This is a genomic window from Rhizobium sp. ERR 942 (assembly GCF_007828395.1).
GTDB lineage: Bacteria > Pseudomonadota > Alphaproteobacteria > Rhizobiales > Rhizobiaceae > Rhizobium > Rhizobium dioscoreae.
The window spans coordinates 62,510-89,481 of record NZ_VIUA01000005.1; the positions used below are offsets into that span (position 1 = coordinate 62,510).

Here is a 26,972-nt window from a genome sequence, read left to right on the forward strand (position 1 = left end):
CATTTTCTTTTGATGTTTTGAAAAGTGCTTTTACTCGGAAGCGCTGTATTTCGACCAAATTCCTTTCGTGCCGAGCTTGGCGACCAACGCCGCATGAGCCGCGAGTTCCTCCTCGGTCAGCCGACTCGGTAGTGGAGCGGGTCGCGCGAAGATGTCGACGACAACTTCCTCCACGGCATCGTTCTGGCGTGAGCGCGTCGACGAACCGGTGGCGCTGCCAAGTCCAAGGGCCGTCTGCCGACCACCGATCATCTCGATATAGACTTCAGCCAGCAGTTCTGAGTCGAGCAACGCGCCGTGTTTCGTGCGGTGCGAGTTGTCGATGCCATAACGACGGCAAAGAGCATCGAGCGAATTCGGACCCATCGGATGCTTGCGTCGCGCCATGGCGAGGGTATCGATCACCATGTCGGGGAGGATCGGCGGCCGGCCCAGACGTGCAAATTCCGCGTTGACGAAACCCATGTCGAAGGTCGCGTTGTGTGCGATCCACTTGGCATCGCCGAAAAATTCGAGGATCTGATCCACGACGGTTTCGAAGGGCGGCTTGTCCGCCAGGAACTCATCGGTGATGCCATGCACCGCCAGAGCATCGGGATGCACTTTGCGATCGCCGGGATTGATATAGATGTGCAGCGTCTTTCCGGTCGGAAAATGATTGAAGAGCTCGATGCCGCCGATTTCGATGATGCGGTCTGCCCTGTTGTCGAGGCCGGTGGTTTCCGTATCGAAAATAATTTCGCGCATGCAGGTTCCGATTCCCTATTTCTTGATCAGCTTCCGCCTGATATCCGCGATGATCTCTTGCACCTGATGGCGGGCGTCATCAATGCTTCCGCCCGTATCGATGACGTAATCGGCGCGCGCGCGCTTTTCCGCATCAGGCGTTTGCCGGGAGAGAATCATATTGAATTTTTCCTCCGTCATGCCGGGCCGGGCAAGCACCCTCTCCCGCTGAATCTGTGGATCGCAGCTGACAACGGCGATCTTATCCACCCTCTTATCGGCACCAGTTTCGAACAGCAGCGGGATATCCAGCACGATCATATCGGCACCCGCCTGGCTTTGACGTTCCAGGAACTGGCGCTCGCGATCGCGCACCAGCGGATGAACGATGGCCTCGAGACGCTTGAAACCCGAGGGATCTCCTGCCAGTTTTCGACTGAGCGCTTGTCGGTCGACCTTGCCGTCGCTGGTCGTACCCGGAAAGGCGGCCTCGACCAGAGGGACCGCTTCACCACTATACAGATCATGCACGATCGCATCGGAATCGTTTACCGGTATTCCGGCTTCGGCGAAGAGTTTTGCCGAGGTCGATTTTCCCATACCGATCGATCCGGTGAGTCCGATCCTGATCATGTTAGTGCTTTTCCATGTCGGCGATGATCAATGCCCTCAAAGTTTCATCCACCACTGGACGCTTTCCGAACCATTTTTCGAAGCCTGGCACTGCCTGATGCAGAAGCATTCCCAGGCCATCGACAATGGCGAAGCCCTGTTCCTCAGCCTGGGCGAGAATCGGTGTCTTCAGCGGTACATAGACAATGTCGGTGACGACGGCGCCTTCCACAAGAGGAGAGAAATCGATCCGGGGTGCCACTTCGCCATCCATGCCGAGCGAGGTCGTATTGATAAAGAGGCCGGCACCCTGCATGACCTCGCCGAGTGCGGCCATCGGATGCGCATGGACCCTCGCGCCAAACCGATCCGCCAGTTCCTGCGCTCGCTGAACCGTGCGGTTGACCACATGGATTTCCTTGAAGCCGCGGTCGCGCACCGCCTGGATGACAGCGCGGCTGGCACCTCCTGCTCCGAGGATGACTGCACGATCACTGCGATCCCAACCGGGATGACGCTCGTCGAGGTTCGCTGTGAAGCCGCGGCCATCGGTATTCGTTGCATGCAACTTGCCATTTTCAAGCCACAGGGTGTTGGACGCGCCCAATTCTTCCGAAATTTCGTCGGGCCTATCGGCGTGCTTGAAGGCTGCTTCCTTATGGGGGATGGTGACGTTGCCGCCGACGAAGCCGCTGGAACCGTCCTTCAAGGATGAGACGAAGGCTTCGAAAGCCTCTACGGGAACTTCGTATGCCCGGTAGCTACCGGCAAGCCCGAGCTGCTTCAACCAGTAACCGTGGATCAAGGGCGAGCGCGAATGCCGAACCGGATAACCCGTTACGAAAGCGTTTACGCTTTGTGTTTCACGTGAATCATCCATCGATCGTCCCCAACTCTCGCAGTTTTTCCAGAAGCGGCAGCATCGGCAAACCGACGATGGTGAAATAATCGCCGTCGACTTTCGAGAAAAGCTGGATGCCCTCGCCCTCAAGCTGATAGGCGCCGACGCTCGACAATGCCTTTTCCCCGACGCGGCTCAGATGTCGATGGATGAAATCGGCCGGCAGCTCACGCATGGTCAGATCGGCGTGGGATACATGTTCCCAGATGATGTCGCCGTTGCGCGCCAAAGCGATGGCGCTGTTCAGCCGATGGGTTTTACCCGATAGCGTCCGCAGATGATTTTCCGCCTCCGCCATCGACTTCGGCTTGTGAAAGACCCGCGCACCCAGCGACATGGTCTGATCCGAACCGATCACGAGCGATCCGGGGAAGCGATCGCTCACCTCTTTTGCCTTCGCCTTTGCCAGCACGAGCGCGACAGCATCCGGGCTGGCACCACCCATTTCCAGGGGTGCTTCGATCGCGCGCTCGTCGATATCGGCAGCAATAGCCTGAAAATGCAGCCCAGCATTTTCCATCAGCATCCGGCGGAACGGACTGGACGATGCGAGGATAAGGGGCGAGGTCATGACGGCTGCCTCCGAGATAATCATGTGCAGCGCTTAGCGCAGCTTGGGTCGCAGGGCAACAATCGCGGCAGCAGTCTCTTCGATCGAACGACGCGTGACATCGATGATCGGCCAGTTATGTCTGGCGCAGAGCGAGCGGGCATATTTCAGCTCTTCGGAGATGGCGGCCCGATCGGTGTAGTCGCCGCGGTCGAAGCCAGGAGTCGTACCGAGGATGCGATTTTCGCGAACCTGCGAGATCCGGTCCGTCGTCGCCACCAATCCGACGATCAACGGCTTTGTCGCCTTGATCAGACTTTCCGGTAATGGCACGCCGTGGACGATCGGAATATTGGCCGTCTTGATGCCGCGATTCGCAAGATAGATGCTCGTCGGCGTTTTCGAGGTGCGGCTGATACCAATGATGACGACATCGGCATCATCATAGTCATCGGGCATCTGGCCGTCGTCATGATCCATGGTGAAGTTCAACGCTTCGATGCGGGCGAAATAATCCGCATTCATCACATGCTGCGCGCCGACGCGCCGACGCGAGGCCGTGCCGAGATAGGTCTGGAAGACGTTCATGACCGGCTCGAGAACATTGACGGATGGTACGCCCATCTCCCTGCAGCGCTCGGCGATGAAATCGGCAAGTTCGCGATCGACGATCGTATAGAGGACAATGCCGGGGCTGTGATCGATCGCTTCCAATACAGGCAGAAGCTGCTTGCGATTTCTGATCAGCGGATAGACGTGCTCAATCGGCTGGCTAGCATGGAATTGCACAGAGGCCGCGCGGCCGGCGGAGATGAGAGTCTCGCCCGTTGAGTCAGAAATCAGATGCAGATGAAAGAAGCTAGTTCGGTTTTCCACGCTACTTTCCATCGCCTGTTGATATCTCGGGAGAAAAGAGAGGTACGAGAAGGGGGTCATCTTGGGCAAGTGGAAAACGGCCGAGTTTTCCACATTTGGAATTTTCGAGAGGAGGCTTTCACGGCGGCTGTGGGCAATGTGGATAAGATCGACAACACCTCGCTCATCCCCGACTTGTCCCCAGAAGACGAAAAGCCGAATTTCTCCTCAACCTCCTCAAAAGATTGAAAAATCACCTCTCTTATCCACATATTGGCTTGCGATCTCGAAATCTCTCCAAATTTATGCGCGAGGCGCGACAAATTGGACAGGCAAGGGATGAACTTTAATCCTTGCTACTCACCGACTCTAAGAAATAGAAACCTTTCAATATATGTTTGGTTTTATATAGGACGACGTCTGTGACTGATGAACGCCGGAAGATCATGCGGGTCTTGAGCGGAGAAACGCTCACCCCTCCCCCGCTCTGGCTGATGAGACAGGCAGGCCGTTATCTACCTGAATATCGTGAAACGCGTGCGAAGGCGGGAAGCTTTCTCGATCTCTGTTATTCGCCGGATCACGCCGTCGAGGTGACGCTGCAGCCGATCCGCCGTTATGGCTTTGATGCGGCCATTCTCTTTTCCGATATTCTCGTCATCCCCGATGCGCTGAAGCGGAATGTGCGTTTCACCGAAGGACATGGGCCGGAAATGGACCCGATCGACGAGACGGGCATCATGGCTTTGAAACCGGAGGGCATCACGGCGTATCTGGAGCCTGTCATGGAGACGGTGCGCCGGCTGCGGCAGGACTTGCCTCAGGAAACCACGCTTCTCGGCTTCTGCGGCGCTCCTTGGACCGTTGCGACCTATATGATCGCCGGACACGGCACGCCGGATCAGGCCCCTGCGCGGCTATTTGCCTATCGCTATCCTAAGGCCTTCGAACATCTGCTGATGCTGCTTGCCGACATATCAGCCGATTATCTCGTGGCGCAAATCGATGCCGGTGCGGATGCCGTGCAGATCTTCGATTCCTGGGCCGGTGTGCTTGGTGAGAAAGAATTCGAGGCTTTTGCCGTTAAACCGGTTGCGAAGATGATCGCATCGATCAAGGCGCGGCGGCCACAGGCTCGGGTGATCGCCTTCGCCAAGGGTGCGGGCTATCTCTTGAAAACCTATCGGCAGAAGACGGGTGCCGATGCGATCGGCCTCGACTGGTCGGTGCCTTTGGCCTTTGCTCGGGAACTGCAGAAGGACGGGCCGGTGCAGGGCAATCTCGATCCGATGCGCGTGGTTGCCGGCGGCAAGGTTTTGGACGACGGTATCGACGATATCCTGCAGCAACTCGGAAATGGCCCGCTGATTTTCAATCTCGGGCATGGGATCACGCCCCAGGCCGATCCGGCCAATGTGGCGGCGCTGGTCGAACGCGTGCGGGGATGGAGGAGCTGATGACGGTGGAAAAGCAGACGGATTCCGCGCCGGGCCAGAAGGCCGGACGGCGGGCCTATTTCATGATCCTGATCTTTGCGGTGCTGGCGATCGGTCTGTTCGCCTGGCATCCGGCCGATCTCTATCTCTGGATCAAGGCCTTGCACATCATCGCCGTCATCTCATGGATGGCCGGCATGTTCTATCTGCCTCGGCTATTTGTCTATCACACCGATGCCGCGCCGGGATCGCAGCAATCCGAGACCTTCAAGGTGATGGAGCAGCGTCTGCTGCGCTATATCATCAACCCGGCGATGATCCTGACCTGGATATTCGGGCTTTATCTTGCCTGGTCTGTCTATGATTTCCAGGGCGGCTGGCTGCACGCCAAGATCGGACTTGTTGTGCTTCTATCGGCCGTTCACGGCCATTTCAGCGCTGCAGTGCGCGCCTTCGCCAGGGATGAAAACAAGCGCTCGGCGCGTTATTGGCGAATGATGAACGAGGCGCCGACGCTGTTGATGATCGCAATCGTCATTCTTGTGGTCGTCAAGCCATTTGCATGAGGTGGGGCTGTATTAGGCGTGACGTAAAATTTCTTTCATTTTGCGTGCCCCCCTTGCGGTTCAGAAAGTGAGTCGCTATTTTCCCGCCATCTTCTCTTCGTGGCATGTATCCATTCTGTCGCCCGCGAGCGCCCCTATCGCGGTTCTGAATACGAACAACATTGCCTTTCCCCTCCTAAAAAATGAGTAATTCCCTTCATGGCTGAAATGAAGCTTCAGGAACTGAAAAATAAATCCCCGACCGATCTTCTGGCCTTTGCCGAATCGCTCGAGGTGGAAAACGCCAGCACGATGCGCAAACAGGAATTGATGTTTGCGATCCTGAAGGTACTGGCGAGCCAGGACGTAGAAATCATCGGCGAGGGCGTCGTCGAGGTTCTGCAGGATGGCTTCGGTTTCTTGCGTTCCGCTAACGCAAACTATCTTCCCGGTCCGGACGACATCTATATTTCCCCCTCCCAGATCCGCCGCTTCTCCTTGAAGACGGGCGATACGGTCGAGGGACCGATCCGCGGACCGAAGGAAGGCGAGCGCTATTTCGCGCTGCTGAAAGTCAACACCATCAATTTTGATGATCCCGAAAAGATCCGTCACAAGGTTCACTTTGACAATCTGACGCCGCTCTATCCGAACGAGCGTTTCCGTATGGAACTCGACGTTCCCACTTCGAAGGATCTTTCGCCCCGCGTGATCGATCTCGTGGCGCCGCTCGGCAAGGGCCAGCGCGGCCTGATCGTCGCACCGCCGCGTACGGGTAAAACCGTCCTGCTGCAGAATATCGCCCATTCCATTACCGCCAATCATCCGGACTGCTACCTGATCGTTCTCCTGATTGACGAGCGTCCGGAAGAAGTGACTGATATGCAGCGCTCCGTGCGCGGCGAAGTCATCTCGTCGACCTTCGACGAGCCGGCCGTGCGCCACGTCCAGGTTGCCGAAATGGTCATCGAGAAGGCCAAGCGCCTGGTCGAGCATGGCCGTGACGTCGTCATCCTGCTCGATTCGATCACCCGCCTTGGCCGCGCCTATAACACCGTGGTCCCCTCTTCCGGTAAGGTTCTGACCGGCGGTGTCGACGCCAATGCCCTGCAGCGCCCGAAGCGCTTCTTCGGTGCTGCGCGTAACATCGAAGAAGGCGGCTCGCTGACCATCATTGCGACGGCCCTGATCGATACCGGCAGCCGTATGGACGAAGTGATCTTCGAAGAATTCAAGGGCACCGGTAACTCGGAAATCGTGCTTGACCGCAAGGTTGCCGATAAGCGCATCTTCCCCGCGATGGATATCCTCAAGTCCGGTACGCGTAAGGAAGACCTGCTGGTGCCGCGCCAGGATCTGCAGAAGATCTTCGTTCTTCGCCGTATCCTCGCGCCGATGGGCACGACCGACGCGATCGAGTTCCTGATCGACAAGCTCAAGCAGACAAAGAACAACCCGGATTTCTTCGATTCGATGAATACGTAATCCTTAGCCGGATTCGTTATATTGCCGCTTCAGCGGTGCTTCCATGCTGTTATGATCGGGCTGCGAATTGCAGCCCGATTTTGTTTTGTGGGATCGGAAGTCGGGTTCAAGGGTCGCTCGACAATCGATTCGGATGCGGATCAATCTTATGTTGACGATGAATGAGACGATCTATGCTTTGTCCAGCGGCGGTCTACCGGCCGGCGTTGCTGTGATCCGTATCAGCGGAAGTCAGGCGCTCCGTGTTGCCGAATCCCTTGCCGGTACGCTGCCGCAGCCGAGGCAGGCCGCGCTGAGAACGATTCGGACTCGTAACGGTCTGGTGATAGACCGCGGCCTTGTCCTGATTTTTCCTGGTCCAGCCTCTTTTACGGGCGAAGATTGCGTTGAGATTCATGTCCACGGCGGTAAAGCTGTGGTGAACGCGCTTCTGGAAGAGCTCTCGACCTTCGAGCATTGCCGAATGGCGGAACATGGCGAGTTTTCGCGGCGCGCACTCGAGAATGGAAAGATGGATCTGGTAGAGGTGGAAGGCCTTGCCGATCTCATTGGCGCGGAAACGGAGATGCAGCGCCGGCTTGCGCTGGAGCATGCGGCCGGCGGGCTGTCGGATCTCTATAACGGTTGGGCCGACAGGCTGACGCGGGCACGCGCCCTGATCGAGGCGGAACTCGATTTCGCCGATGAAGACGATGTGCCTGGTTCGGTCTCCGATATGGTATGGGCCGAGATGAAGCGGCTGCGTCTTGAAATTTCCGACCATCTCGCAGGCGCCGATCTCGGCGAGATCATCCGGGATGGCTTAAAGGTGGTCATTGCAGGCGCGCCAAATGCTGGCAAATCCAGTCTCATGAATGCCTTGGCAAAGCGCGAGGTGGCGATCGTCACCGATATCGCCGGCACGACCCGTGACGTATTACATGTCGATCTGAATATAGCAGGGTATGCCGTTAAGCTTTATGATACGGCTGGGTTGCGGGATACGGATGAGGTGGTGGAGCGTGAGGGCATTCGTCGGGCACTGCGGACGGTTGCGGATGCAGACCTTGTTCTGTCTCTGGCCGAGATTGGCGGTGAGGCACAGCGGAGTTTTCCGGGTTTTGCCGGCAAGGTCCTGACTGTCGGTACGAAAGCCGATATTCACGCCGAGAAAACCAATCAATATGATTTGCTGATCTCCTCGACCACCGGCTCAGGCCTGGCGGAATTGCATAACCTTCTGCGGCAGGATCTGCAGGCCCGTTCTGGGGCGCTATCGCTCGCTTTGCCGAGTCGACTGCGTCATCGCACCCTACTTGCAGAGAGCCTTGATGCAATTGAGGCTGCGCTGGGTTCGGAAGATCGCGGCCTGGATATCAGAGCCGAATACCTAAGACGGGCGGCCACAAGCCTTGGACGCATCACCGGCCGCGTCGATGTGGAAGATTTGCTGGACGTGATCTTCTCAGAATTCTGCATAGGAAAATGATTCACGTGAAACAGAGAGTCATATACTCTCGCTGGACGTTTCACGTGAAACCTTCTTGACTCCTGAAATTGGTGTGCCAAACAAGCGGCACGACCGAGGACCTGATGATGTTCGATAAAGCGTATGATGTGATCGTTGTGGGTGGCGGCCATGCGGGCAGCGAGGCTGCAGCTGCGGCCGCACGCCTCGGTGCGCGCACGGCATTGATAACACATAAGCGCGACACGATCGGTGTGATGTCCTGCAATCCCGCCATTGGCGGTCTCGGCAAAGGCCACCTGGTCCGGGAAATTGACGCTCTCGACGGTTTAATGGGTCGTGTTGCGGATGCTGCCGGCATCCAGTTCCGTATGCTCAACCGCAAGAAGGGTCCCGCCGTACGCGGTCCGCGCACTCAGGCGGACCGCAAGCTCTATCGTCTAGCCATGCAGGCGGAAATCGGCGCAATTGATAATCTTGATGTTATCGAGGGCGATGCTTTCGATCTTACCTTCGAGCACGGCAGGGTGTCCGCGGTGATCCTGAAGGACGGGCGAGCCATTCGCTGCGGAGCTGTTGTTCTGACCACAGGCACTTTTCTCCGCGGTCTCATTCATATCGGCGACAAGAAGATCCCGGCGGGCCGTGTTGGCGAAGAGCCGTCGCTTGGGCTTTCTGCCACATTGCTGCGACACGGCCTTGCTCTGGGGCGATTGAAAACTGGAACGCCTGCTCGCCTTGACGGAACGACCATCGATTGGAATGCCGTCGGACGTCAGGGGGCGGACGAAGATCCAACACCCTTCTCTTTCATGACCGATTCCATCGTGAATCCTCAGATCGAATGCGGGGTAACCCGAACCACGTCCGAAACCCACAGGATCATTGCTGAAAACCTGAAGCGTTCAGCAATGTATTCTGGTCAGATTGAAGGCGTCGGACCACGCTATTGCCCCTCGATCGAAGACAAGATCGTCAAATTCGGCGAACGCGACGGTCATCAAATCTTCCTTGAGCCGGAGGGATTGGATGATAGCACGGTCTATCCAAACGGCATATCGACCTCCCTGCCCGAGGATGTTCAGGATGAATTTATCAAGACCATTCCGGGTCTGGAACGAGTCCGTATTCTCCAGCACGCCTATGCCATCGAGTATGACCACGTCGATCCGCGCGAATTGAAGCTGTCCCTTGAAGTGGAAAAGATTCCGGGACTTTTCCTAGCGGGCCAGATCAACGGCACGACGGGCTATGAGGAAGCTGGAGCTCAAGGTCTCGTCGCCGGGCTGAATGCCGCGCGTCTCGCCAGCGGTGGCAAAGCCATCGAGTTCAGCCGAACGGAATCCTATATCGGTGTGATGATCGACGATTTGACCTCTCGGGGTGTGGCGGAGCCGTATCGTATGTTCACGTCCCGTGCGGAATATCGGTTGTCGCTCCGCGCTGACAATGCTGACGTCCGTCTTACGCCCGTCGGACTGGCCTTGGGCTGCGTCGGTTTCAGCCGTGCAGCGCGTTTCGGGCAATATGTAAAGAGGCTTGAACAGGCGCGTGAGCAGCTGAGAAGCCTGACGGTAACACCGAACGAAGCCGAAAAGGCAGGTATGCATCTTAACAAGGACGGTCAGCGGCGTTCGGCCTATGAGCTTCTTTCTCATCCTGGTCAATCCGTAGAGAACCTGTCGCGGCTATGGCCGGAATTGCAGTCCATCGAGGGGAACATAGCCGAGGCCATCGAGATCGAGGCGGCTTATGCCGTTTATATGGATCGCCAGACAGCCGATATCGTTCAGGCCCGCAGGGAAGAAGAGCGCGTCATTCCGGCGGAATTTGATTTTTCGGTTCTTTCAGGATTGTCCAATGAGCTGAAACAGAAGCTGGAAGCAGCCCGGCCGAAGAATATCTCCCAGGCCTCGCGAATCGACGGTATGACGCCGGCGGCTATTTCTTTGTTATTGGCTTATCTGAGGAAAATGAGCGTGTCGGAAGAACAGAAGCTCGTTTCCTGACAATACTACAAGGTTAGAGAGTCCATAGCATGGAACTGAACGGTGTACGTGTTTCACGTGAAACACAGGAACGGCTGCAGCATTTTGCGCAGCTTTTCCAGAAATGGGCGAAGACCATCAATCTTGTTGCGCCATCCACGATTGACGATCTCTGGCGCCGTCACATCGCGGATAGTGCGCAGATTTTCCAGCTGCATCCGACAACGGATCATTGGGTAGATTTGGGGAGTGGTGGTGGATTTCCCGGTGTGATAACGGCAATCCTGTTGGCGGAAAAAGGTGCGGGGCACGTCGATCTGGTTGAAAGCAATCAGAAAAAAGCTGCTTTTCTGCGTGTCTGCCTGCGGGAATGCGCGGCCCAGGGCGCTGTTCATGCCATTCGCATCGAAGAGGCACCGGCAGCGATCCAGGCCTGCGACGTTATCTCAGCGCGGGCTCTTGCGGAGCTTGAAATCTTGCTGGACTACGCAGCCCCCTGGCTCGAGCGCAACGAAAATCTGCGCCTCTTCCTGCACAAAGGCCGGGATTACGAACGCGAGCTGCAGAAAGCCCGTGGTCGTTGGCAATTCGATCTGGTAAAACATCAGAGTGTCGTTGAGCGAGATTCCGTCATTCTGGAGCTTAGTCGCCTTCGACGCCTGATTTAACCATAATTGGATGTGCGGCAGATGATCGGCGAGCGAAACCGGATTATTACCATCGCAAATCAAAAGGGCGGCGTCGGCAAGACCACGACCGCGATCAATCTGGCGACAGCTCTTGCCGCCATTGGTGAGCGCGTCCTGATTGTCGATCTCGATCCCCAAGGCAATGCCAGCACGGGGTTGGGCATAGAGCGGCGTGACCGCAAGCTGTCTTCCTACGATCTATTGGTGGGTAGCCACGGGATCATGGATACGGTTCAGGAGACGGCCGTTCCGAATCTCTTCATCGTGCCATCGACCATGGATCTGCTTGGTGTTGAGATGGAGATCGCGCAGCAACCGGACCGCGTTTTCAAGCTGCGGCGCGCGCTGAATGCGTCGGATGCCCTCGCCTTTTCCTATATTCTGGTGGACTGCCCGCCTTCCTTTAACCTTCTGACGATGAATGCAATGGCCGCGGCGCATTCTGTTTTGGTGCCTTTACAGTGCGAATTTTTCGCCCTGGAAGGCCTTAGCCAGCTGCTGGAGACGGTCGATCAGGTAAGGCGCACGGTCAACCCGTCCCTCGATATCCAGGGAATCGTCTTGACCATGTTCGATTCCCGCAACAATCTAGCGCAGCAGGTTGTCACCGATGTACGGACTCATCTTGGCGAGAAGGTCTACCATACGTTGATTCCACGCAACGTTCGCGTGTCCGAGGCGCCGTCCTACGGCAAGCCCGCCATTCTTTACGACCTGAAGTGCGCGGGCAGCCAGGCCTATCTGCAGCTCGCTTCGGAAGTAATCCAAAGAGAGCGGCAGCGAAAAGCTGCCGCCTGATATGACGTAGCATTTGTTCCAGAGTGAGTATCGGCGATGAATGATGATCTTTCGAAGCGGCGTCTCGGGCGCGGACTGGCGGCTCTCATCGGGGAGATGGATCAGCCGACGCCCGTGGATGCCGGCAGACCGGCCGTCAATCCCGATCGCCTGGTGCCGATCGAATTCATCAGCCGCAATCCACGTAATCCTCGCCGCTATTTCGACGAGACCGAGCTGCATGATCTCGCCAGCTCCATTCGCCAGCACGGCATCGTGCAGCCGGTCGTGGTCCGCACCATTTCTTCCGATCGGTATGAGATCATTGCCGGTGAACGGCGCTGGCGAGCGGCACAGCTTGCGGGTCTGATCGAAATTCCAGTGATCGTTCGCGACGTCGATGATAAGACCGCGCTTGAGATCGCCATTGTCGAGAATGTGCAACGCGCGGACCTCAATCCTTTGGAAGAGGCGCTCGGTTACGAGCAACTGATCGCAGAACACGGCTATACACAAAACGATCTTGGCGAAATCATCGGCAAGAGCCGCAGCCATGTCGCCAACTCTCTGCGTCTGTTGAAGCTTCCTGACCCGGTACGCGATATGCTTGCCGCAGGCTCGCTTTCCGCCGGCCATGCCCGCGCTCTCGTTTCGACCTCCGATCCGACCGCGCTGGCGCGAACTGTTGTTTCCAAGGGCTTGTCAGTTCGCGATGCCGAACGTCTCGCGCAAAATGACATCAAGGCTCAGAACGACCCCCGCCCCGCTGGCGTACGCAGGGATGAGAAGGATTCCGATACGCTGGCGCTCGAGCGTACGCTGTCTGACACGCTAGGTCTCGATGTTTCCATCAATCATCGCGGCAATGGTGGCCAAGTGAAGATCAGCTATAAGACGCTGGAACAACTCGAGGAAATTTGCCGGCTTCTGGAGCGCCGCTAAGACGGCTCTGCTCTGTATGGAACGTCAAATGGTTCCCGCTGTTTGCTTCTCCACAATTGTGCGGAAGGTTACTATAGTCCTGTAAAAACAATGGGATAGGCTGCTGCGGCGTCCGGATGGCGGATGCCTGTCCAAGTCCGTTTCCCGTGAAACATCAGGCTCTGCGTGCCGACTGCAATGTGGTCGCAAGCAGGGTTTGTGTTGCGATCGTGTCTTCGAGGCTCGCACGCTGGCGTGTCTGGAGAATGGCGGATTGCAGCCTGTTCATCTCGCGGGCGATCGCAGGGCCCGACCAGGTCTTGAGGGCCTGTTCAATGATCGGCTTACGCCTGAAATGCAGATGGCGCCCATGTGTCTGCATGACCTGTGCCGGGGCAACGCGCTTTTCATCCATTTCGGCTCGCATCGTATCGAGCATCTGAAATTGCCGCAGGCAGCTCTGCAGCACGAGAAACATCGGAGTTTTGGAGGAGGCGATCTTTTGCATGGCGTGCAGAAAGGCCTCGGAATCCCCCTTCAAGATGGCATCGACGGCATCGTCAGTGGAAATCGCGCTGGCATCGCCGATGATCTCCATGACATGGTTCTCTTCGATTGTGCCCTGCCCGCGGCAGTAAAGCGCCAGTTTGCGCACCTCGTTTCGAGAGGCGATCCGGTCGCCGCCCAGAAGCTCGAGTAATGCCTGACGGGCTGCGGGGGCGATGCGCAACCCTTCATTTGCCAGTTCCGTATCGATCAGACCATTCAGCGCTCTGGCATCGTCGGCATAGCAGGGAATGGTTGCGACCGAGCGCGTCGGTTCCGCCACTTTGCGCAGACCTGCGCCCTTCTTCAGATCGCCGGCTTCAATGATGACGAAGCTTGCCTCCGGTGGGCTTTCGGCAATGATCTGCAGCGAATCGACCAATGCTTTTTCATTGGCGGCGCCGCGAATCCAGACGAGCTTTTCGCCGCCGAACAAACCGATGGCGTTGACTTCGTCGAGCAGGCGACCCGCATCGTTCTGCAGGTCACCGACATCGAGTTTGATGAGGGAAAAGGCATCATTGAGATCGACGCCGGTCCTGGCGGCAATCTGTGCGGCACGTTCGGAAACGAGGCCGCGATCCGGGCCGTAGATTACGAAGACCCGATAATTGCGCGCGGCGTTTTGCAGGAATCCATCAAATTCGTGAGACTTGATCTCTGCCATGCCGCGCTCTTTATCAGCGGCTGAGTGCGGCAGCGATATCGGCTGCGACCATCTCGGAGACTTCGCGGGCAGCACGGTCTTCCGAATCACGAATTGCGCGCTGCTTGGCGAATTCCTGCGTGGGGAAATCGACCAGCGACGTCACCGAACGGCTGCCGGACTTGATGACCTTGCCGGTGCCGATCTCCCTCAATGTGAACGAGACGGTCACAGTCGTGCGGCCTGCGGCCGACGTGCTCGAAGACGGAAGATAAAGCACACCGCCAGTACCGGAGCTGACGCTCAGATCGACATTGTATTTCGGCGTCTTGGTCTCGCCTGCGCCGCGGCCCGCAATGAAGATCAGCTGGTTGCGCACCTGGAGACCGACGCGCGAGCCTACGTCGGAGAAGGAAACTTCCGACAGCTTCTGCGTGACGCCAGTGCTGACGGCGTAGAGCGGCCGAACCTGGCAGGCCGACAGAAGGCTGGCAACGGCCACAAGAGACGCAACGCTGGCGATGCGGGCGAATTTGAAAAGACTATCAGACGACAATGTTTACGATCCTCTGTGGAACGACGATGATCTTCTTTGGCGCCTGACCATTCAATGCGCTCGTAACGGCATCCAGGGCGAGCACGGCTTGCTGCACGGCATTCTGGTCTGCATCGCGCGCGATTGTCAATTCGGCGCGCTTCTTGCCATTGATCTGAACGGGATAGATGATCTCGTTCTCGATGACGAGGGCTTCGTCATAGACCGGCCATGGGCTGGTCGCGACCATATGCGTGTTGCCGAGGGCGGCCGAACATTCCTCGGCCAGGTGAGGCGTGATCGGTGCAACCAAAGCAATCAGGATCTCGACGGCTTCGCGGACGGCAGAACGATAGGCGCCATCCGCCTGGCCGGCGGCCACTTTCGTCAGCGGTGCCGCCAGCGCATTGACGAATTCATAGATGCGCGCCACGGCCTTGTTGAAGGCGAGCTTGTCGTAATCACCCTGAACGGCCTTCAGCGTGCGATGGGCTATCTGCGAAATCGCCAGTGCCTCGCCTTCCTTAGCCGGAGTCGATTCGGCCGCTTTCAGGGCGTCGGCGGCTTCGGACACCAGACGCCACATGCGCTGCGTGAAACGATGCGCGCCCTCGACACCAGCTTCCGACCAGATGACGTCGCGATCGGGCGGCGAATCGGAGAGTACGAAGAAGCGTGCCGTATCGGCACCATAGGAGGCGATGATATCGTCGGGATCGACGACATTCTTCTTCGATTTCGACATCTTCTCGATCGAGCCGATGGCGATGTCCTCGCCCGTCGACAGCAGGGTCGCGCGGCGCTGGCCGTCCACTTCCTCGATCTTGATATCGGCTGGGGACACCCATTCGCGCGTGAGGCCGCTTCCGCGGCTATAGGTTTCGTGCACGACCATGCCCTGCGTGAACAGGCCCTTGAAGGGTTCTTTCACGTCAAGATGTCCGGTCTCGCGCATGGCGCGGGTAAAGAAGCGCGAATAGAGCAGGTGCAGGATCGCGTGCTCGATGCCGCCGATATACTGGTCGACAGGCAGCCAATGATTGGCGGCCTTGGGATCCGTCGGCTGGCTTTCCCAGGGGGCGGTGAAGCGCGCGAAATACCAGCTCGAATCGACGAAGGTGTCCATCGTGTCGGTTTCACGACGGGCGTCCTTGCCGCATTGCGGACAGGCGACATGCCGCCAAGTCGCGTGGCGATCGAGCGGGTTGCCCGGCTGATCGAAGGTCACGTCGTCGGGCAGCCTGACCGGCAGATCCTTCTTCGGCACCGGCAGCACGCCGCAATCATCGCAGTGGATAACCGGGATCGGGCAGCCCCAATAGCGTTGACGGGAGATGCCCCAGTCGCGCAGGCGGAAATTCACCTTGCGCTCGGCCTGCGGTGCATTGCCGAGGCTGGTCTCGGAGAGCTTCGTTGCTACGGTTTCGAAGGCTTCGTCGGTGCTCATGCCGTCGAGGAAACGGGAATTGATCATCACGCCGGCGCCGTCATACGCGACATCGCCGACGGTGAAGCTCGCCGCATCGCCATCGGCAGGCATGACGACGGGAACGACCGGCAAGCCGTACTTGCGGGCGAAATCCAGATCGCGCTGGTCGCCGGACGGGCAGCCGAAGATGGCGCCCGTGCCATAGTCCATCAGCACGAAATTGGCGATGTAGACGGGCAGTTCCCAGGATGGGTCGAAGGGGTGGCGGACGCGGATGCCGGTGTCCATACCCTTCTTCTCGGCCGTCTCCAGGGCTGCCAGCGAGGTGCCAGCGCGGCGGCATTCCTCACAGAAGGCCTCGATGGCCGGATCCTTGGCCGCCGCTTCCTTGGCGAGCGGATGGTCGGCCGAGATCGCCAGGAAGGAGGCGCCGAACAGCGTATCCGGACGGGTCGTGTAGACGGTGATTTCGCGATCGCTATTGGGAGCTGTTTCCGGCACAATTTCCCAGCGAACGGTCAAGCCCTCGGAGCGGCCGATCCAGTTCTTTTGCATCAGCCGCACTTTTTCCGGCCAATGATCCAGCGTATCCAGCGCATCCAGCAGTTCCTGGCTGAACTCGGTGATCTTGAAGAACCACTGCGTCAGCTCGCGCTGCTCGACGAGCGCGCCGGAACGCCAGCCGCGCCCGTCGATGACCTGCTCATTGGCGAGAACGGTGTTATCGACCGGGTCCCAGTTGACCTTGGACTTCTTGCGGTAGACCAGGCCCTTTTCCATCATGTCGATGAAGAGCATCTGCTGGCGATGATAATAATCGACATCGCAGGTCGCGAACTCGCGGCTCCAGTCCAGCGACAGACCCATGGCCTTCAGCTGGGTGCGCATCGAGGCGATGTTCTGGTAGGTCCATTCCTTCGGATGCACCTTGTTGTCGCGCGCTGCGTTTTCCGCCGGCATGCCGAAGGCGTCCCAGCCCATCGGATGCAGCACGTTATAGCCGCGGGCACGCTTGTAGCGCGCAACGACATCGCCCATGGCGTAGTTGCGCACATGGCCCATGTGGATGCGGCCTGACGGATAGGGAAACATTTCTAGAACGTAGTACTTCTCACGCGGATCGGCATTGTCTGTCACGAAGACCTTTTCTTCGTTCCATTTTTCCTGCCAGCGGGGCTCGGCGTCGCGCGGATTATAACGTTCGCTAGTCATCTGTTCTTGTATTCCGGAAAATCATGGGGATTAAGGCGTGACCTTCACCACGAAACCACCCAAGCGTCAAGTTTAGCAGGTGCAGCAAGTGCCTTATCTTGCAAAGCAAAGCCGGATTCGGGTGCATTCGCCCTTGGCAAAGCCTGCGAGCCTCATTACTGCAAAGTTTGAGAAGCAAGCCAAATATCGAGGCGAAAAGATGGAACTTCAAGAGCGCCTGAACGAAGTCCGTTCCCATATCGCAGCCGCCGAGCGTCAGGCCGGCCGAGCTCCCGGCTCGGTGCAGCTCGTTGCCGTTTCCAAGACGTTCGCTGCCGATCAGATCCGGCCCGCCATTTCGGCCGGCCAGCGCGTGTTCGGCGAAAACCGCGTGCAGGAAAGCCAGGGCAAGTGGCCGGAATTGAAGGCGGAGACGCCCGGGATCGAGCTGCATCTGATCGGGCCGCTGCAATCGAACAAGGCCGCAGATGCGGTGGCGCTGTTCGATGTCATCGAGACCATCGACCGGGAAAAGATCGCGCGCGCTGTCGCCGACGAGATGAAGCGGCAGGGCAAGACACTGAGGCTTTATGTGCAGGTCAACACCGGGCTAGAACCGCAAAAGGCCGGGCTCGCGCCCGATGATACCCTCGCTTTCGTCGAGCTGTGCCGCAAGGAGCTTCGGCTTTCGATCGAGGGCCTGATGTGCATTCCGCCGGCGGAGGAAAATCCGGGGCCGCATTTTGCCCTGCTGGCCAAGCTTGCCAAGCAGGCCGGTGTCGAAAAGCTCTCCATGGGCATGTCCAGCGACTACGAAATCGCCGTCGCTTTCGGCGCGACAAGCGTCCGGGTCGGCTCGGCGATTTTTGGGGCGCGGTAGTTCTGCCGAAAACAAAAGGTGCGGAAGCCCTTGGTGTGTGGAGCACAGGACTGGCCCGGATTGGAGATTTGACGGAATCCCTCAGTGCCTGGAGATGGCAATCATGGAATTGTCCTCTCAACGCCTGCTGGGAGACGACGTCTACAATGCTCTCCGACAAACAAAAAAAGCCCCGGTTTGGCCGGGGCTTTGCATTCTTATCCGCTATGCCGGATCTCAGAACTGATCGTCGTCCTCGTCGTCGCGGCTGGTCGACTTCAGCGACTTCAGCTTGGCGAAAACAGCGTCGGCGTCGATTTCCTTTTCCTTCTCTTCTTCGCGATCGTAGCTGAAGCCGAGCTTTTCGGTTTCCTGAGCCGGCTGCAGGGTTGCGCCGAGTTCGGCGGCGGTCGGCAGCGGACGGCCCTTTGATGCCTTTTCGACTTCCATGTCGAGGTCGATCTGGCTGCAGAGGCCGAGCGTGACCGGATCCATCGGCGTCAGGTTGGCCGAGTTCCAGTGCGTGCGGTCGCGAATCTGCTCGATGGTCGACTTGGTGGTGCCGACGAGGCGTGAAATCTGCGCATCCTTCAGTTCAGGATGATTGCGCACCAGCCAGAGGATAGCGTTCGGACGGTCCTGACGCTTGGAGACCGGCGTGTAACGCGGGCCGCGGCGCTTGGATTCCGGCACGCGAACCTTTGGCTCGGAAAGCTTCAGCTTATGGTTCGGGTTGGCTTCAGCACGGGCGATTTCATCGCGGGTCAGCTGGCCGGTCGAGATCGGGTCGAGGCCCTTGATGCCCTGCGCTGCTTCGCCATCGGCAATAGCCTTCACTTCGAGCGGATGCAGCTTGCAGAACTGCGCGATCTGGTCGAATGACAAGGCCGTATTGTCGACAAGCCAGATGGCGGTTGCCTTCGGCATGAGCAATTGTTGAGCCATGGATATAGTCCTTCTGTCAGTCCGCGCCGGTGTCGCGGTCCGGGGTGTAACACCACATTGTCCGGGAAATACGGCCCTATATAGCGATAGTGTCGCGGAATTGCAATTCTTTGCGCATGAAATGCACTTTGTCCAATTGCTGTCGTAGTTTGACCTGCTATTTATTGCCCGGAAAGAGCACTCGCGGTTACAAAATCGGCGTGCGAGGATTTGAGGAGGAAACAATGTCGGAGAAGATCCATCCCGTGACGAAACCGGTCAAGGCGCGCGCCCTGATCGACAAGGCGAAGTACCAGAAATGGTATGAGCAGAGCGTCGAGGATCCCGACAAGTTCTGGGGCAAGCACGGCAAGCGCATCGACTGGTTCAAGCCCTATACCAAGGTCAAGAATACGTCCTTTACCGGCAAGGTCTCGATCAAGTGGTTCGAGGATGGCGTCACCAACGTTTCCTATAATTGCATTGACCGGCATCTGAAGAAGCATGGCGATCGCGTCGCCTTCATCTGGGAAGGCGACAACCCCTATATCGACAAGAAGATCACTTATAACGAGCTCTACGAGCAGGTCTGCCGGCTGGCGAATGTGCTGAAGAAGCACGGCGTCAAGAAGGGCGACCGCGTCACCATCTACATGCCGATGATCCCGGAAGCCGCCTATGCGATGCTGGCCTGTGCCCGTATCGGCGCAGTGCATTCGGTCGTCTTCGGCGGCTTCTCGCCGGAAGCGCTCGCCGGCCGTATAGTCGATTGCGCCTCGACCGTCGTCATCACCTGCGATGAAGGTGTCCGCGGCGGCAAGTCCATCCCGCTGAAGGAAAACACCGATAAGGCCATTCAGATCGCCGCCAAGCAGAAGGTCGCGGTCAAGACCGTCATCGCCGTGCGGCGCACCGGCGGCAAGGTTGCTTGGGAGCCCGGCCGCGATGTCTGGTATCACGAGGAAACCGCCAAGGTGAAGGCGGAGTGCCCGCCGGCAAAGATGAAGGCGGAAGACCCGCTCTTCATCCTTTACACGTCAGGTTCCACGGGCAAGCCGAAGGGCGTGCTGCACACGACGGCCGGCTACCTCGTTTACGCGGCGATGACGCACGAATACACGTTCGACTATCATCCCGGCGATATCTATTGGTGCACGGCCGATGTCGGCTGGGTGACCGGCCATTCCTATATCGTCTACGGGCCGCTCGCCAATGCAGCGACCTCGCTGATGTTCGAAGGCGTGCCGAACTACCCGGATCAGGGCCGTTTCTGGGACGTCATCGACAAGCACGAGGTCAATATCTTCTATACTGCGCCGACGGCGATCCGCTCGCTGATGGGCGCCGGCGATCATTTCGTCAAGCGTGCCTCGCGCTCCAGCCTGCGCGTCCTTGGCACCGTCGGCGAGCCTATCAATCCCGAAGCCTGGGAATGGTATTACAAGGTGGTCGGCGACAGCCGCTGCCCGATCGTCGATACGTGGTGGCAGACGGAAACGGGCGGCCACATGATCACACCGCTTCCGGGCGCGACCGATCTGAAGGCCGGTTCGGCGACGCTGCCCTTCTTCGGCGTGCAGCCGCAGCTGGTCGACAATGAAGGCAACGTGCTGGAAGGGGCGGCCGACGGCAATCTCGTCATCGCCGACAGCTGGCCCGGCCAGATGCGCACCGTCTATGGCGACCATGAGCGCTTCATCCAGACCTATTTCTCCACCTACAAGGGCAAGTACTTCACGGGCGACGGCTGCCGTCGCGACGAGGACGGCTATTACTGGATCACCGGTCGCGTCGACGACGTGCTCAACGTCTCCGGTCACCGCCTCGGCACGGCAGAAGTGGAATCGGCGCTCGTATCCCACAAGCATGTCTCGGAGGCGGCCGTCGTCGGCTATCCGCACTCCATCAAGGGCCAGGGCATCTATTGCTACGTGACGCTGATGGTCGGGATGGAAGGCACTGAAGCGCTGCGACAGGAACTGATAAAGCATGTCCGCGCCGAAATCGGCCCGATCGCCTCACCGGACAAGATCCAGTTTACCCCTGGCCTGCCGAAAACACGCTCCGGCAAGATCATGCGCCGCATCCTGCGCAAGATCGCCGAAGATGATTTCGGCGCGCTTGGCGATACTTCGACGCTCGCCGATCCTGCTGTCGTCGACGATCTGATCGCTAACAGGCAGAACAAGGCGGATGCGGCGTAGGTTGAGCCAGGGGGCACTGGGTCATTTGACATTAGGCGAGAGCTTGGCTCTCGCCTAAATCTTTCATCTTGCAGTGCTGAAAAAAGCAACTGCCATTTGAGCAACATAGTTGTGCACGTTTTCTCGCACCAAGCCAGCAACATCGGTAAAGACAGCTGGTGCGGCCTTCAGGCCTTGCGGCGTGGGTTCAGGCAAAAACGTATAATGGCCCACCCCGCCGCCCATGATTTCAAGGGAGCTCGAGCGCACATTCTCGTGGAGCCATGTGCAGCATTCATGGGCCGGCGCTATGACATCCGCATCGCCGCCAACGACCTGAACTGGTGCTGTTATTTCCTCGAGACTTTCCTTGGAAAAGCCGAGAACCGACCGACCTGGCGCGATCGCCAAAGCGGCTTTTAATCGATCATCCCTAAAACTGTCCCGTCGTCGATTCCATGATTCCAGGAATATCTCATCTTGGAGAAGCGAGGGAATGTGATCCGCCAAATGAGGGAATTCTCTCGGTCCTCGTATCGGGCTCTTCTGAGGGTTATCCGGTTCGAACTGAGAGTACGCAACGCGCGCGCCGACGAGCAGCATCGCGGTATAGGCGCCGGCGGAGAAACCCGCGACGTAGGCATGCTTTTCGATAGCCCCGCCCAAAACCTCTCTCCAGTCATTGGCATTGAGCAAGGCGGTCAGATCGGCCGCCCGCTCCCAGAGACAGAGAAATCCCTCGGCTCTGTAAGGTTCTGAACCTGTGTGGCCGTGATGATCGATGCCCAGGGCCACAAAGCCGGCCTGCGCCAGACGATGTCCGAGCCATTCCAGGCCAATGGCAAGGCCGCCCGATCCGTGAGACAGCAACACCAGAGAGCGCGGATCGGTGGATTTCTTCATCGGCGCGTTGGGCGCGACCGGCTTTTGCTTGAACCAGGACGGCGAGGGTGCGATTTCGACCGCATCATCATTGGCCGGATACCACGCGCACCAAGCCAAAGGGCGGTGGCCCGTCCGGCTCCAGTTTGCGCGTTTCCTATCAAAGGACAGACCTTGAGAGAAACCTACAGGCATTATTCTCTCATCGAATTACGGCTAACCTAAACTCATTTCAAAAATCGATCGCGCGGCCGTTGATTTCCCAGTCGCCGAAGCGTGCGGGGTCGGCGCCGCCGCGGCCGCCGATTTCGGGGGGAAGTTCGGCCTGTGCTTGAGCTTCCTGCGCCTTGCGGCGCTCTTCTGCTTCGGCGAGGGCGCGCTTGGCCGCGGGTGAGAGCGGCTTGCGGGTGATTTCACCGGCTTCGGTGTCGAGTCTATTGTCGTTATCTGCGGTTTGCATGGTCTCGCGCGACCTCCGAAATATTGAAATGGAGGGAGGAATAGCCAAATCATAGTGCGTCCGGCCGCAAAGAAAAAGGTTCGGACTGCCGATCGTGTTGGAGACCCCTCGATGAATCTCATGCGTACTGCCATGCTGCTTGCCTTCATGACCGCGCTCTTCATGGGCGTCGGCTATCTGATCGGCGGCCAATCGGGCATGCTGATCGCATTGGTCGCCGCCGCCGGCATGAATTTCTTTTCCTACTGGAATTCCGACCGCATGGTGCTGTCCACCTATGGTGCGCAGGAGGTCGATGAGCGAAGCGCGCCGGAATTCTACCGCATCGTTCGCGATCTCGCCCGCAATGCCGGCCTGCCTATGCCGAAGGTTTATCTTTATGACAGCCCGCAGCCGAATGCTTTCGCGACGGGCCGTAATCCGGAAAATGCCGCTGTCGCTGCCTCCACCGGCCTGCTGCACGCGCTGACGCCGGAGGAGGTGGCCGGTGTGATGGCGCACGAGCTTGCCCACGTGCAGAACCGCGACACGCTGACGATGACGATCACAGCGACGCTTGCCGGTGCTATTTCCATGCTCGGCAATTTCGCTTTCTTCTTCGGCGGCCGCCGCGACAACAACAATCCGCTCGGCATGATCGGTGTCCTTGTCGCGATGATCGTTGCCCCGTTGGCCGCTATGCTGGTGCAGATGGCGATCAGCCGTACGCGCGAATATTCTGCCGACCGCCGCGGCGCGGAAATCTGCGGCAATCCGCTTTGGCTTGCCTCCGCGCTCGGCAAGATCGCCCGCGGCGCGGCGCATATCCCGAATGAAGATGCCGAGGGCCATCCGGCGACGGCGCATATGTTCATCATCAATCCGCTCTCCGGCGAGCGCATGGACAATCTGTTTTCCACCCATCCGAACACGGAAAACCGCATCGCCGCGCTGCATGACATGGCCCGTTACGGTGGCGGCGGCGCTTCGCCGATGACACCGTCTTCTGGCCCATCTTCGGGCTTTGGCTCGACGGGACCGTCCTTCACTGCTAATCCGGGGCGCAAATCGCGCTCCGTGCCGAATACGGGTCGCGGTGGTTCGCAACCGCCGAAGGGTCCCTGGTCTTGAGTTCTGACACGAAAAACAAAGCTTCCCATAGAGATGGAAAACGATCGGGCAAGCGGCCTCAGCAATCGCGGCCGCTTGATTCGTCTCCACTCAAGCCCGGCCTTGCGGCCCGCGCGGCGGCGTCGAAGATCCTGGGGGCCGTGCTGGACCGCAAGACGCCGCTCGACGGCATGCTGGATACCGAAGGCGGCAGCGCCGCCTATACGACACTTAGCGATAGCGACCGTGCGCTGGTGCGCGCTATCTTGAACAGCGCGCTGCGCCACCTGCCGCGCATCGAGGCGGCGATCTCGTCGCTGCTCGATTCGCCGCTGCCGGAGGGCGCCCGTGCCCTGCATCATGTCCTCGTCGTTGGTGCGACCCAGATCCTCTATCTCGACGTGCCGGATCATTCCGCCGTCGATCTTGCTGTCGAGCAAGCCAACCGCGATCCGCGCAATCGCCGTTTCGCCAAGCTGGTGAATGCCATCCTTCGCCGCATCGGCCGCGAGAAGCAGGCAATCCTTGAGCGGGTTGCGAACGTGCCGGCCATGCCGGCCTGGTTCCTTTCTCGCCTGGAAGCGGCCTATGGCGCTCCCGCTGCGCTAAAGATTTCCGACACGCAACTCGAGCCGGCGGCGATCGACCTGACCGTGAAATCCGATGCCGAGGGCTGGGCAAAGCGGTTGAACGGCGTGGTGCTGCCGACCGGCGGCGTGCGGCTTGCCGCCTTCGAAGGTTCCATTCCCTCTCTCGAAGGTTTCGATGAGGGTGAGTGGTGGGTTCAGGATGCTGCCGCCAGCATTCCAGCAAAACTTTTCGGTTCGCTGGCCGGCAAGCGGGTGGTGGATCTCTGCGCAGCACCTGGCGGCAAGACGGCGCAACTCATTCTCGCCGGTGCTAAGGTCACGGCTCTCGATCAATCCGCCAATCGCCTGAAGAGGCTGTCCGGCAATCTGGCACGGCTTGGCTTCGAAGCAGAAACCGTCGTTGCCGATATGAGCAAATATCAACCCGACGAACTTTTCGATGCGGCTCTTCTCGATGCACCCTGCTCCTCCACGGGAACGACGCGCCGCCATCCGGACGTGCTGTGGACCAAGGGACCGGAGGATATCGCCAAGCTGGCCGCCCTGCAGGAACGCCTGCTTCGCCATGCCCTGACCTTGGTCAAGCCGGGCGGTGTGGTGGTCTTCTCCAATTGCTCGCTCGATCCCGAAGAGGGCGAAGATCTGGTTGCACGCCTGCTTGCCGATACCGGCAATGTCGAGCGCGTACCGATCCCATCAGGCGATTGGCCGGGTCTGGAAACGGCGATTTCGCCGCTTGGAGCCTTCCGCACCACGCCGGACATGCTGCCGCTTTCCGATGGCGTCGCCTCCGGCCTCGACGGCTTTTTTGCCGTCGTGCTTCGACGCACGCATTAGTCCCCACCTCGAATCGTTTTTACCGGACGGTTAAAAAACCGGGGAACATGTCTTTAATTGGTATATCTGTAACCTCTTTTTAACCACGGGTAATGAGAGTAAGCAGAAGCAAATATGCAGATCTGCGGCAGGGTTTAGTGAGTTCATACATGCGGGAAGCATGGCGGCGGATGTCGCGCCGCGCGGCGTTGACGCGATTGCGTCTTACCCGCCACACGATGCGTGTGCCGGAGCGCCTGATCGTGGCACCGACCGATCTGCGCAGCGTCGATCCCTTTTTCGTCGAAGAGCTTCTGAACGGCCGCATTCTGCTCGCTGGGCGCGTTCTGGAAACACAAGGTGCATCGCCCTTCTCACTGGAGCTGCCGTCGCTTGCGTTTGCCGCCAGGCTGCATAATTTTCGCTGGCTGCGGCATTTACGGGCGGAAAAGAGCGATCAGGCCTCGGCCATGGCGCGATCGATCCTCACGGATTGGATTGCCGTCCACGGCCGCCGGCTGCATGGCCTTGCCTGGTCACCCGATATAGCGGCGCAGCGGCTGATCGCGCTTCTGTCGCATTCGCCCGTGCTTTTGCAGGGCACGGATAGTGGTTTCTACCGCCGCTTCATGCGCATGCTCGTCTTCCATGTGCGCTTTCTGCGTCGGGTCGTTGCGTCCTCGCCTGACGGCATCACCCGGTTCCGTGTGCGCATCGCGCTTGCCATGGCCTCGGTCGCCATGCCGAGCAGCTCGCTGACGCTGAAACGGGCCGGTCAGGCGCTCGACCGGGAGATCGACCGGCAAATCCTGCAGGATGGCGGCCATATCTCCCGCAATCCGCGGGCGTCACTGGAATTGCTGCTCGATCTGCTGCCGCTGCGCCAGACCTATGTCAATCTCGGCCATGACGTACCGATCCGGCTCATCCCCGGCATCGACCGTATGTATCCGGCGCTGCGTTTCTTCCGCCATCAGGATGGCGATCTGGCGCTGTTCAACGGTGCGACCTCGACGCTTGCCAACGAGCTGATGTCGGTGCTGCGCTATGACGAGACGGCCGGCCAGACCTTCAAGGCACTACCGCACACGAAATATCATCGTTTGGCCGCCGGTTCGGCCGTCGTCATCGTTGATGCCGGCTCTGCTGGCTCCGTCGATCTCAGCCGCACGGCGCATGCCGGCTGTCTTTCCTTCGAGATGTCGTCTGGCAAGTCGCGCTTCATCATCAATTCCGGCGCGCCCGAATTTGCGGGTGACCGCTTCATGCAGGCGGCGCGGGCGACTGCGGCGCATTCGACCGTCACGCTCAACGACACCTCGTCCTGTCAGTTCTCCAAATCGAAATCGCTTGGGCCGATCATGGTCAGCGGCGTCAAGAAGGTCATCGTCGAGCGTGCCGAGACCGAAGACGGGCGAGACTATGTCCGTGCCGCGCATGACGGCTATCTCTCCGCCTTCGGCTATGTCCATGAGCGCGAGATCAGTCTGAATGCCAGCGGCACGATCGTCGCCGGCCGCGACCGGTTCTTCGTGCCGGAGGGCAAGAAGCATCAGCCGAAGGGTGAGGGCATTGCTTCTGCCCGTTTTCACATTCACCCCTCCATCAGCCTGCTGCAGACCGAGACGGATGCCGCGCTGCTGATCGCCCCGGATGGAGAGACCTGGATCTTCTCCTCCCCCGGCAACGAGGTGCTGGTCGCGGAAGATATCTTCTTTGCCGATCCCTCAGGTATGCGTTCCTCCGATCAGCTTGAGATTGTCTTCCGGATCACGGAAAAGCCGGAAATCCGCTGGTTTTTATCGCATCGGCCATAGGCTAAGCGCGTGAGCTATGCTAACGGGGCGGCATTATTCGTCCCGCACCCTTTTTTGCCGGACGCCACATCTC

The 26,972-nt window shown here is 58.8% G+C and carries 24 protein-coding genes; 13 read left to right on the top strand and 11 right to left on the bottom strand.

Going from position 1 to position 26,972, the window contains the following annotated elements:
* Positions 1-30: 30 nt before the first annotated feature.
* Genes dnaQ through FBZ97_RS20435 form a run of 5 tightly spaced genes read right to left on the bottom strand, consistent with a single transcriptional unit; the run spans position 31 to position 3,665 of the window.
* A complete protein-coding gene (dnaQ, locus tag FBZ97_RS20415) occupies positions 31-747 on the bottom strand; it encodes a DNA polymerase III subunit epsilon (RefSeq protein WP_145321718.1) in 717 nt (238 codons plus the stop codon).
* A gap of 15 nt (positions 748-762) precedes the next feature.
* Entirely contained in the window at positions 763-1,359 is a 597-nt protein-coding gene (gene coaE, locus FBZ97_RS20420) for a dephospho-CoA kinase (protein ID WP_145321720.1), read from the bottom strand.
* Between the two features lies 1 nt (position 1,360).
* Positions 1,361-2,218: a shikimate dehydrogenase gene (locus FBZ97_RS20425; protein ID WP_145321722.1), complete on the bottom strand. Its 858-nt coding sequence runs from the start codon at positions 2,216-2,218 to the stop codon at positions 1,361-1,363.
* Complete coding sequence (locus tag FBZ97_RS20430; protein ID WP_145321725.1) at positions 2,211-2,810, bottom strand: Maf-like protein; 600 nt, start codon at positions 2,808-2,810, stop codon at positions 2,211-2,213. The genes FBZ97_RS20425 and FBZ97_RS20430 overlap by 8 nt, the downstream gene beginning before the upstream one ends.
* Before the next feature lie 33 nt (positions 2,811-2,843).
* On the bottom strand, positions 2,844-3,665 hold the full coding sequence (locus tag FBZ97_RS20435; RefSeq protein WP_113352854.1) for a pyruvate, water dikinase regulatory protein: 822 nt from the start codon (positions 3,663-3,665) through the stop codon (positions 2,844-2,846).
* Positions 3,666-4,066: 401 nt separating this feature from the next.
* Between FBZ97_RS20435 and hemE the strand changes: the two genes are divergently transcribed.
* The 8 genes from hemE to FBZ97_RS20475 all read left to right on the top strand — a co-directional run bounded on the left by hemE (position 4,067) and on the right by FBZ97_RS20475 (position 12,953).
* Complete coding sequence (hemE, locus tag FBZ97_RS20440; protein ID WP_145321727.1) at positions 4,067-5,101, top strand: uroporphyrinogen decarboxylase; 1,035 nt, start codon at positions 4,067-4,069, stop codon at positions 5,099-5,101.
* Complete coding sequence (gene hemJ / locus FBZ97_RS20445; protein ID WP_173004663.1) at positions 5,101-5,646, top strand: protoporphyrinogen oxidase HemJ; 546 nt, start codon at positions 5,101-5,103, stop codon at positions 5,644-5,646. Before hemE ends, hemJ begins: the two co-directional genes overlap by 1 nt.
* Positions 5,647-5,844: 198 nt before the next feature.
* A complete protein-coding gene (gene rho, locus FBZ97_RS20450) occupies positions 5,845-7,110 on the top strand; it encodes a transcription termination factor Rho (protein ID WP_004127423.1) in 1,266 nt (421 codons plus the stop codon).
* A 148-nt stretch (positions 7,111-7,258) separates the two neighbouring features.
* Positions 7,259-8,578: a tRNA uridine-5-carboxymethylaminomethyl(34) synthesis GTPase MnmE gene (gene mnmE, locus FBZ97_RS20455; protein WP_186449522.1), complete on the top strand. Its 1,320-nt coding sequence runs from the start codon at positions 7,259-7,261 to the stop codon at positions 8,576-8,578.
* 107 nt (positions 8,579-8,685) lie between these two features.
* Complete coding sequence (gene mnmG, locus FBZ97_RS20460) at positions 8,686-10,566, top strand: tRNA uridine-5-carboxymethylaminomethyl(34) synthesis enzyme MnmG (RefSeq protein WP_145322085.1); 1,881 nt, start codon at positions 8,686-8,688, stop codon at positions 10,564-10,566.
* Positions 10,567-10,595: 29 nt separating this feature from the next.
* Positions 10,596-11,213: a 16S rRNA (guanine(527)-N(7))-methyltransferase RsmG gene (gene rsmG / locus FBZ97_RS20465; protein WP_145321729.1), complete on the top strand. Its 618-nt coding sequence runs from the start codon at positions 10,596-10,598 to the stop codon at positions 11,211-11,213.
* Positions 11,214-11,234: 21 nt separating this feature from the next.
* On the top strand, positions 11,235-12,032 hold the full coding sequence (locus FBZ97_RS20470) for a ParA family protein (RefSeq protein ID WP_075853352.1): 798 nt from the start codon (positions 11,235-11,237) through the stop codon (positions 12,030-12,032).
* 36 nt (positions 12,033-12,068) lie between these two features.
* Complete coding sequence (locus FBZ97_RS20475) at positions 12,069-12,953, top strand: ParB/RepB/Spo0J family partition protein (RefSeq protein WP_113352850.1); 885 nt, start codon at positions 12,069-12,071, stop codon at positions 12,951-12,953.
* A 154-nt stretch (positions 12,954-13,107) separates the two neighbouring features.
* On the opposite strand, the gene holA is transcribed toward FBZ97_RS20475, so the two are convergent.
* Genes holA through leuS form a run of 3 tightly spaced genes read right to left on the bottom strand, consistent with a single transcriptional unit; the run spans position 13,108 to position 17,300 of the window.
* A complete protein-coding gene (gene holA, locus FBZ97_RS20480; protein ID WP_113352849.1) occupies positions 13,108-14,145 on the bottom strand; it encodes a DNA polymerase III subunit delta in 1,038 nt (345 codons plus the stop codon).
* Between the two features lie 13 nt (positions 14,146-14,158).
* The gene (lptE, locus tag FBZ97_RS20485; RefSeq protein WP_145321731.1) at positions 14,159-14,680 is read right to left on the bottom strand and encodes an LPS assembly lipoprotein LptE; all 522 of its coding nucleotides are present in this window, start codon (positions 14,678-14,680) and stop codon (positions 14,159-14,161) included.
* Complete coding sequence (leuS, locus tag FBZ97_RS20490) at positions 14,670-17,300, bottom strand: leucine--tRNA ligase (RefSeq protein WP_145321733.1); 2,631 nt, start codon at positions 17,298-17,300, stop codon at positions 14,670-14,672. The genes lptE and leuS overlap by 11 nt, the downstream gene beginning before the upstream one ends.
* Positions 17,301-17,499: 199 nt before the next feature.
* On the opposite strand from leuS, the gene FBZ97_RS20495 reads away from it, so the two are divergent.
* Positions 17,500-18,159, top strand: coding sequence for a YggS family pyridoxal phosphate-dependent enzyme (locus FBZ97_RS20495; protein ID WP_113352909.1), 660 nt, complete (start codon positions 17,500-17,502; stop codon positions 18,157-18,159).
* Between the two features lie 216 nt (positions 18,160-18,375).
* On the opposite strand, the gene FBZ97_RS20500 is transcribed toward FBZ97_RS20495, so the two are convergent.
* Positions 18,376-19,083 carry a DUF1013 domain-containing protein gene (locus FBZ97_RS20500; RefSeq protein ID WP_095433387.1) on the bottom strand — a complete coding sequence of 236 codons (708 nt, stop codon included), beginning with the start codon at positions 19,081-19,083 and terminating at the stop codon, positions 18,376-18,378.
* 224 nt (positions 19,084-19,307) lie between these two features.
* Here FBZ97_RS20500 and acs point away from each other — a divergent pair, with 224 nt between their 5' ends.
* On the top strand, positions 19,308-21,266 hold the full coding sequence (gene acs, locus FBZ97_RS20505) for an acetate--CoA ligase (protein ID WP_145321735.1): 1,959 nt from the start codon (positions 19,308-19,310) through the stop codon (positions 21,264-21,266).
* 63 nt (positions 21,267-21,329) lie between these two features.
* Here acs and FBZ97_RS20510 read toward each other — a convergent pair whose 3' ends face one another.
* Together FBZ97_RS20510 and FBZ97_RS20515 are read right to left on the bottom strand one after the other, a co-directional pair.
* Positions 21,330-22,322, bottom strand: coding sequence for an alpha/beta fold hydrolase (locus FBZ97_RS20510; protein WP_145321737.1), 993 nt, complete (start codon positions 22,320-22,322; stop codon positions 21,330-21,332).
* A gap of 37 nt (positions 22,323-22,359) precedes the next feature.
* Positions 22,360-22,587 (bottom strand): DUF1674 domain-containing protein, encoded by a 228-nt coding sequence (locus tag FBZ97_RS20515; protein WP_069613897.1) that lies wholly within the window; start codon positions 22,585-22,587, stop codon positions 22,360-22,362.
* A 111-nt stretch (positions 22,588-22,698) separates the two neighbouring features.
* Between FBZ97_RS20515 and htpX the strand changes: the two genes are divergently transcribed.
* From htpX to FBZ97_RS20530, 3 genes are all read left to right on the top strand, one after another.
* Positions 22,699-23,697 carry a zinc metalloprotease HtpX gene (gene htpX / locus FBZ97_RS20520; RefSeq protein WP_145321739.1) on the top strand — a complete coding sequence of 333 codons (999 nt, stop codon included), beginning with the start codon at positions 22,699-22,701 and terminating at the stop codon, positions 23,695-23,697.
* Complete coding sequence (locus FBZ97_RS20525) at positions 23,694-25,103, top strand: RsmB/NOP family class I SAM-dependent RNA methyltransferase (RefSeq protein WP_145321741.1); 1,410 nt, start codon at positions 23,694-23,696, stop codon at positions 25,101-25,103. The genes htpX and FBZ97_RS20525 overlap by 4 nt, the downstream gene beginning before the upstream one ends.
* Positions 25,104-25,252: 149 nt before the next feature.
* Complete coding sequence (locus tag FBZ97_RS20530; RefSeq protein WP_246661817.1) at positions 25,253-26,899, top strand: heparinase II/III family protein; 1,647 nt, start codon at positions 25,253-25,255, stop codon at positions 26,897-26,899.
* Positions 26,900-26,972: the final 73 nt, after the last annotated feature.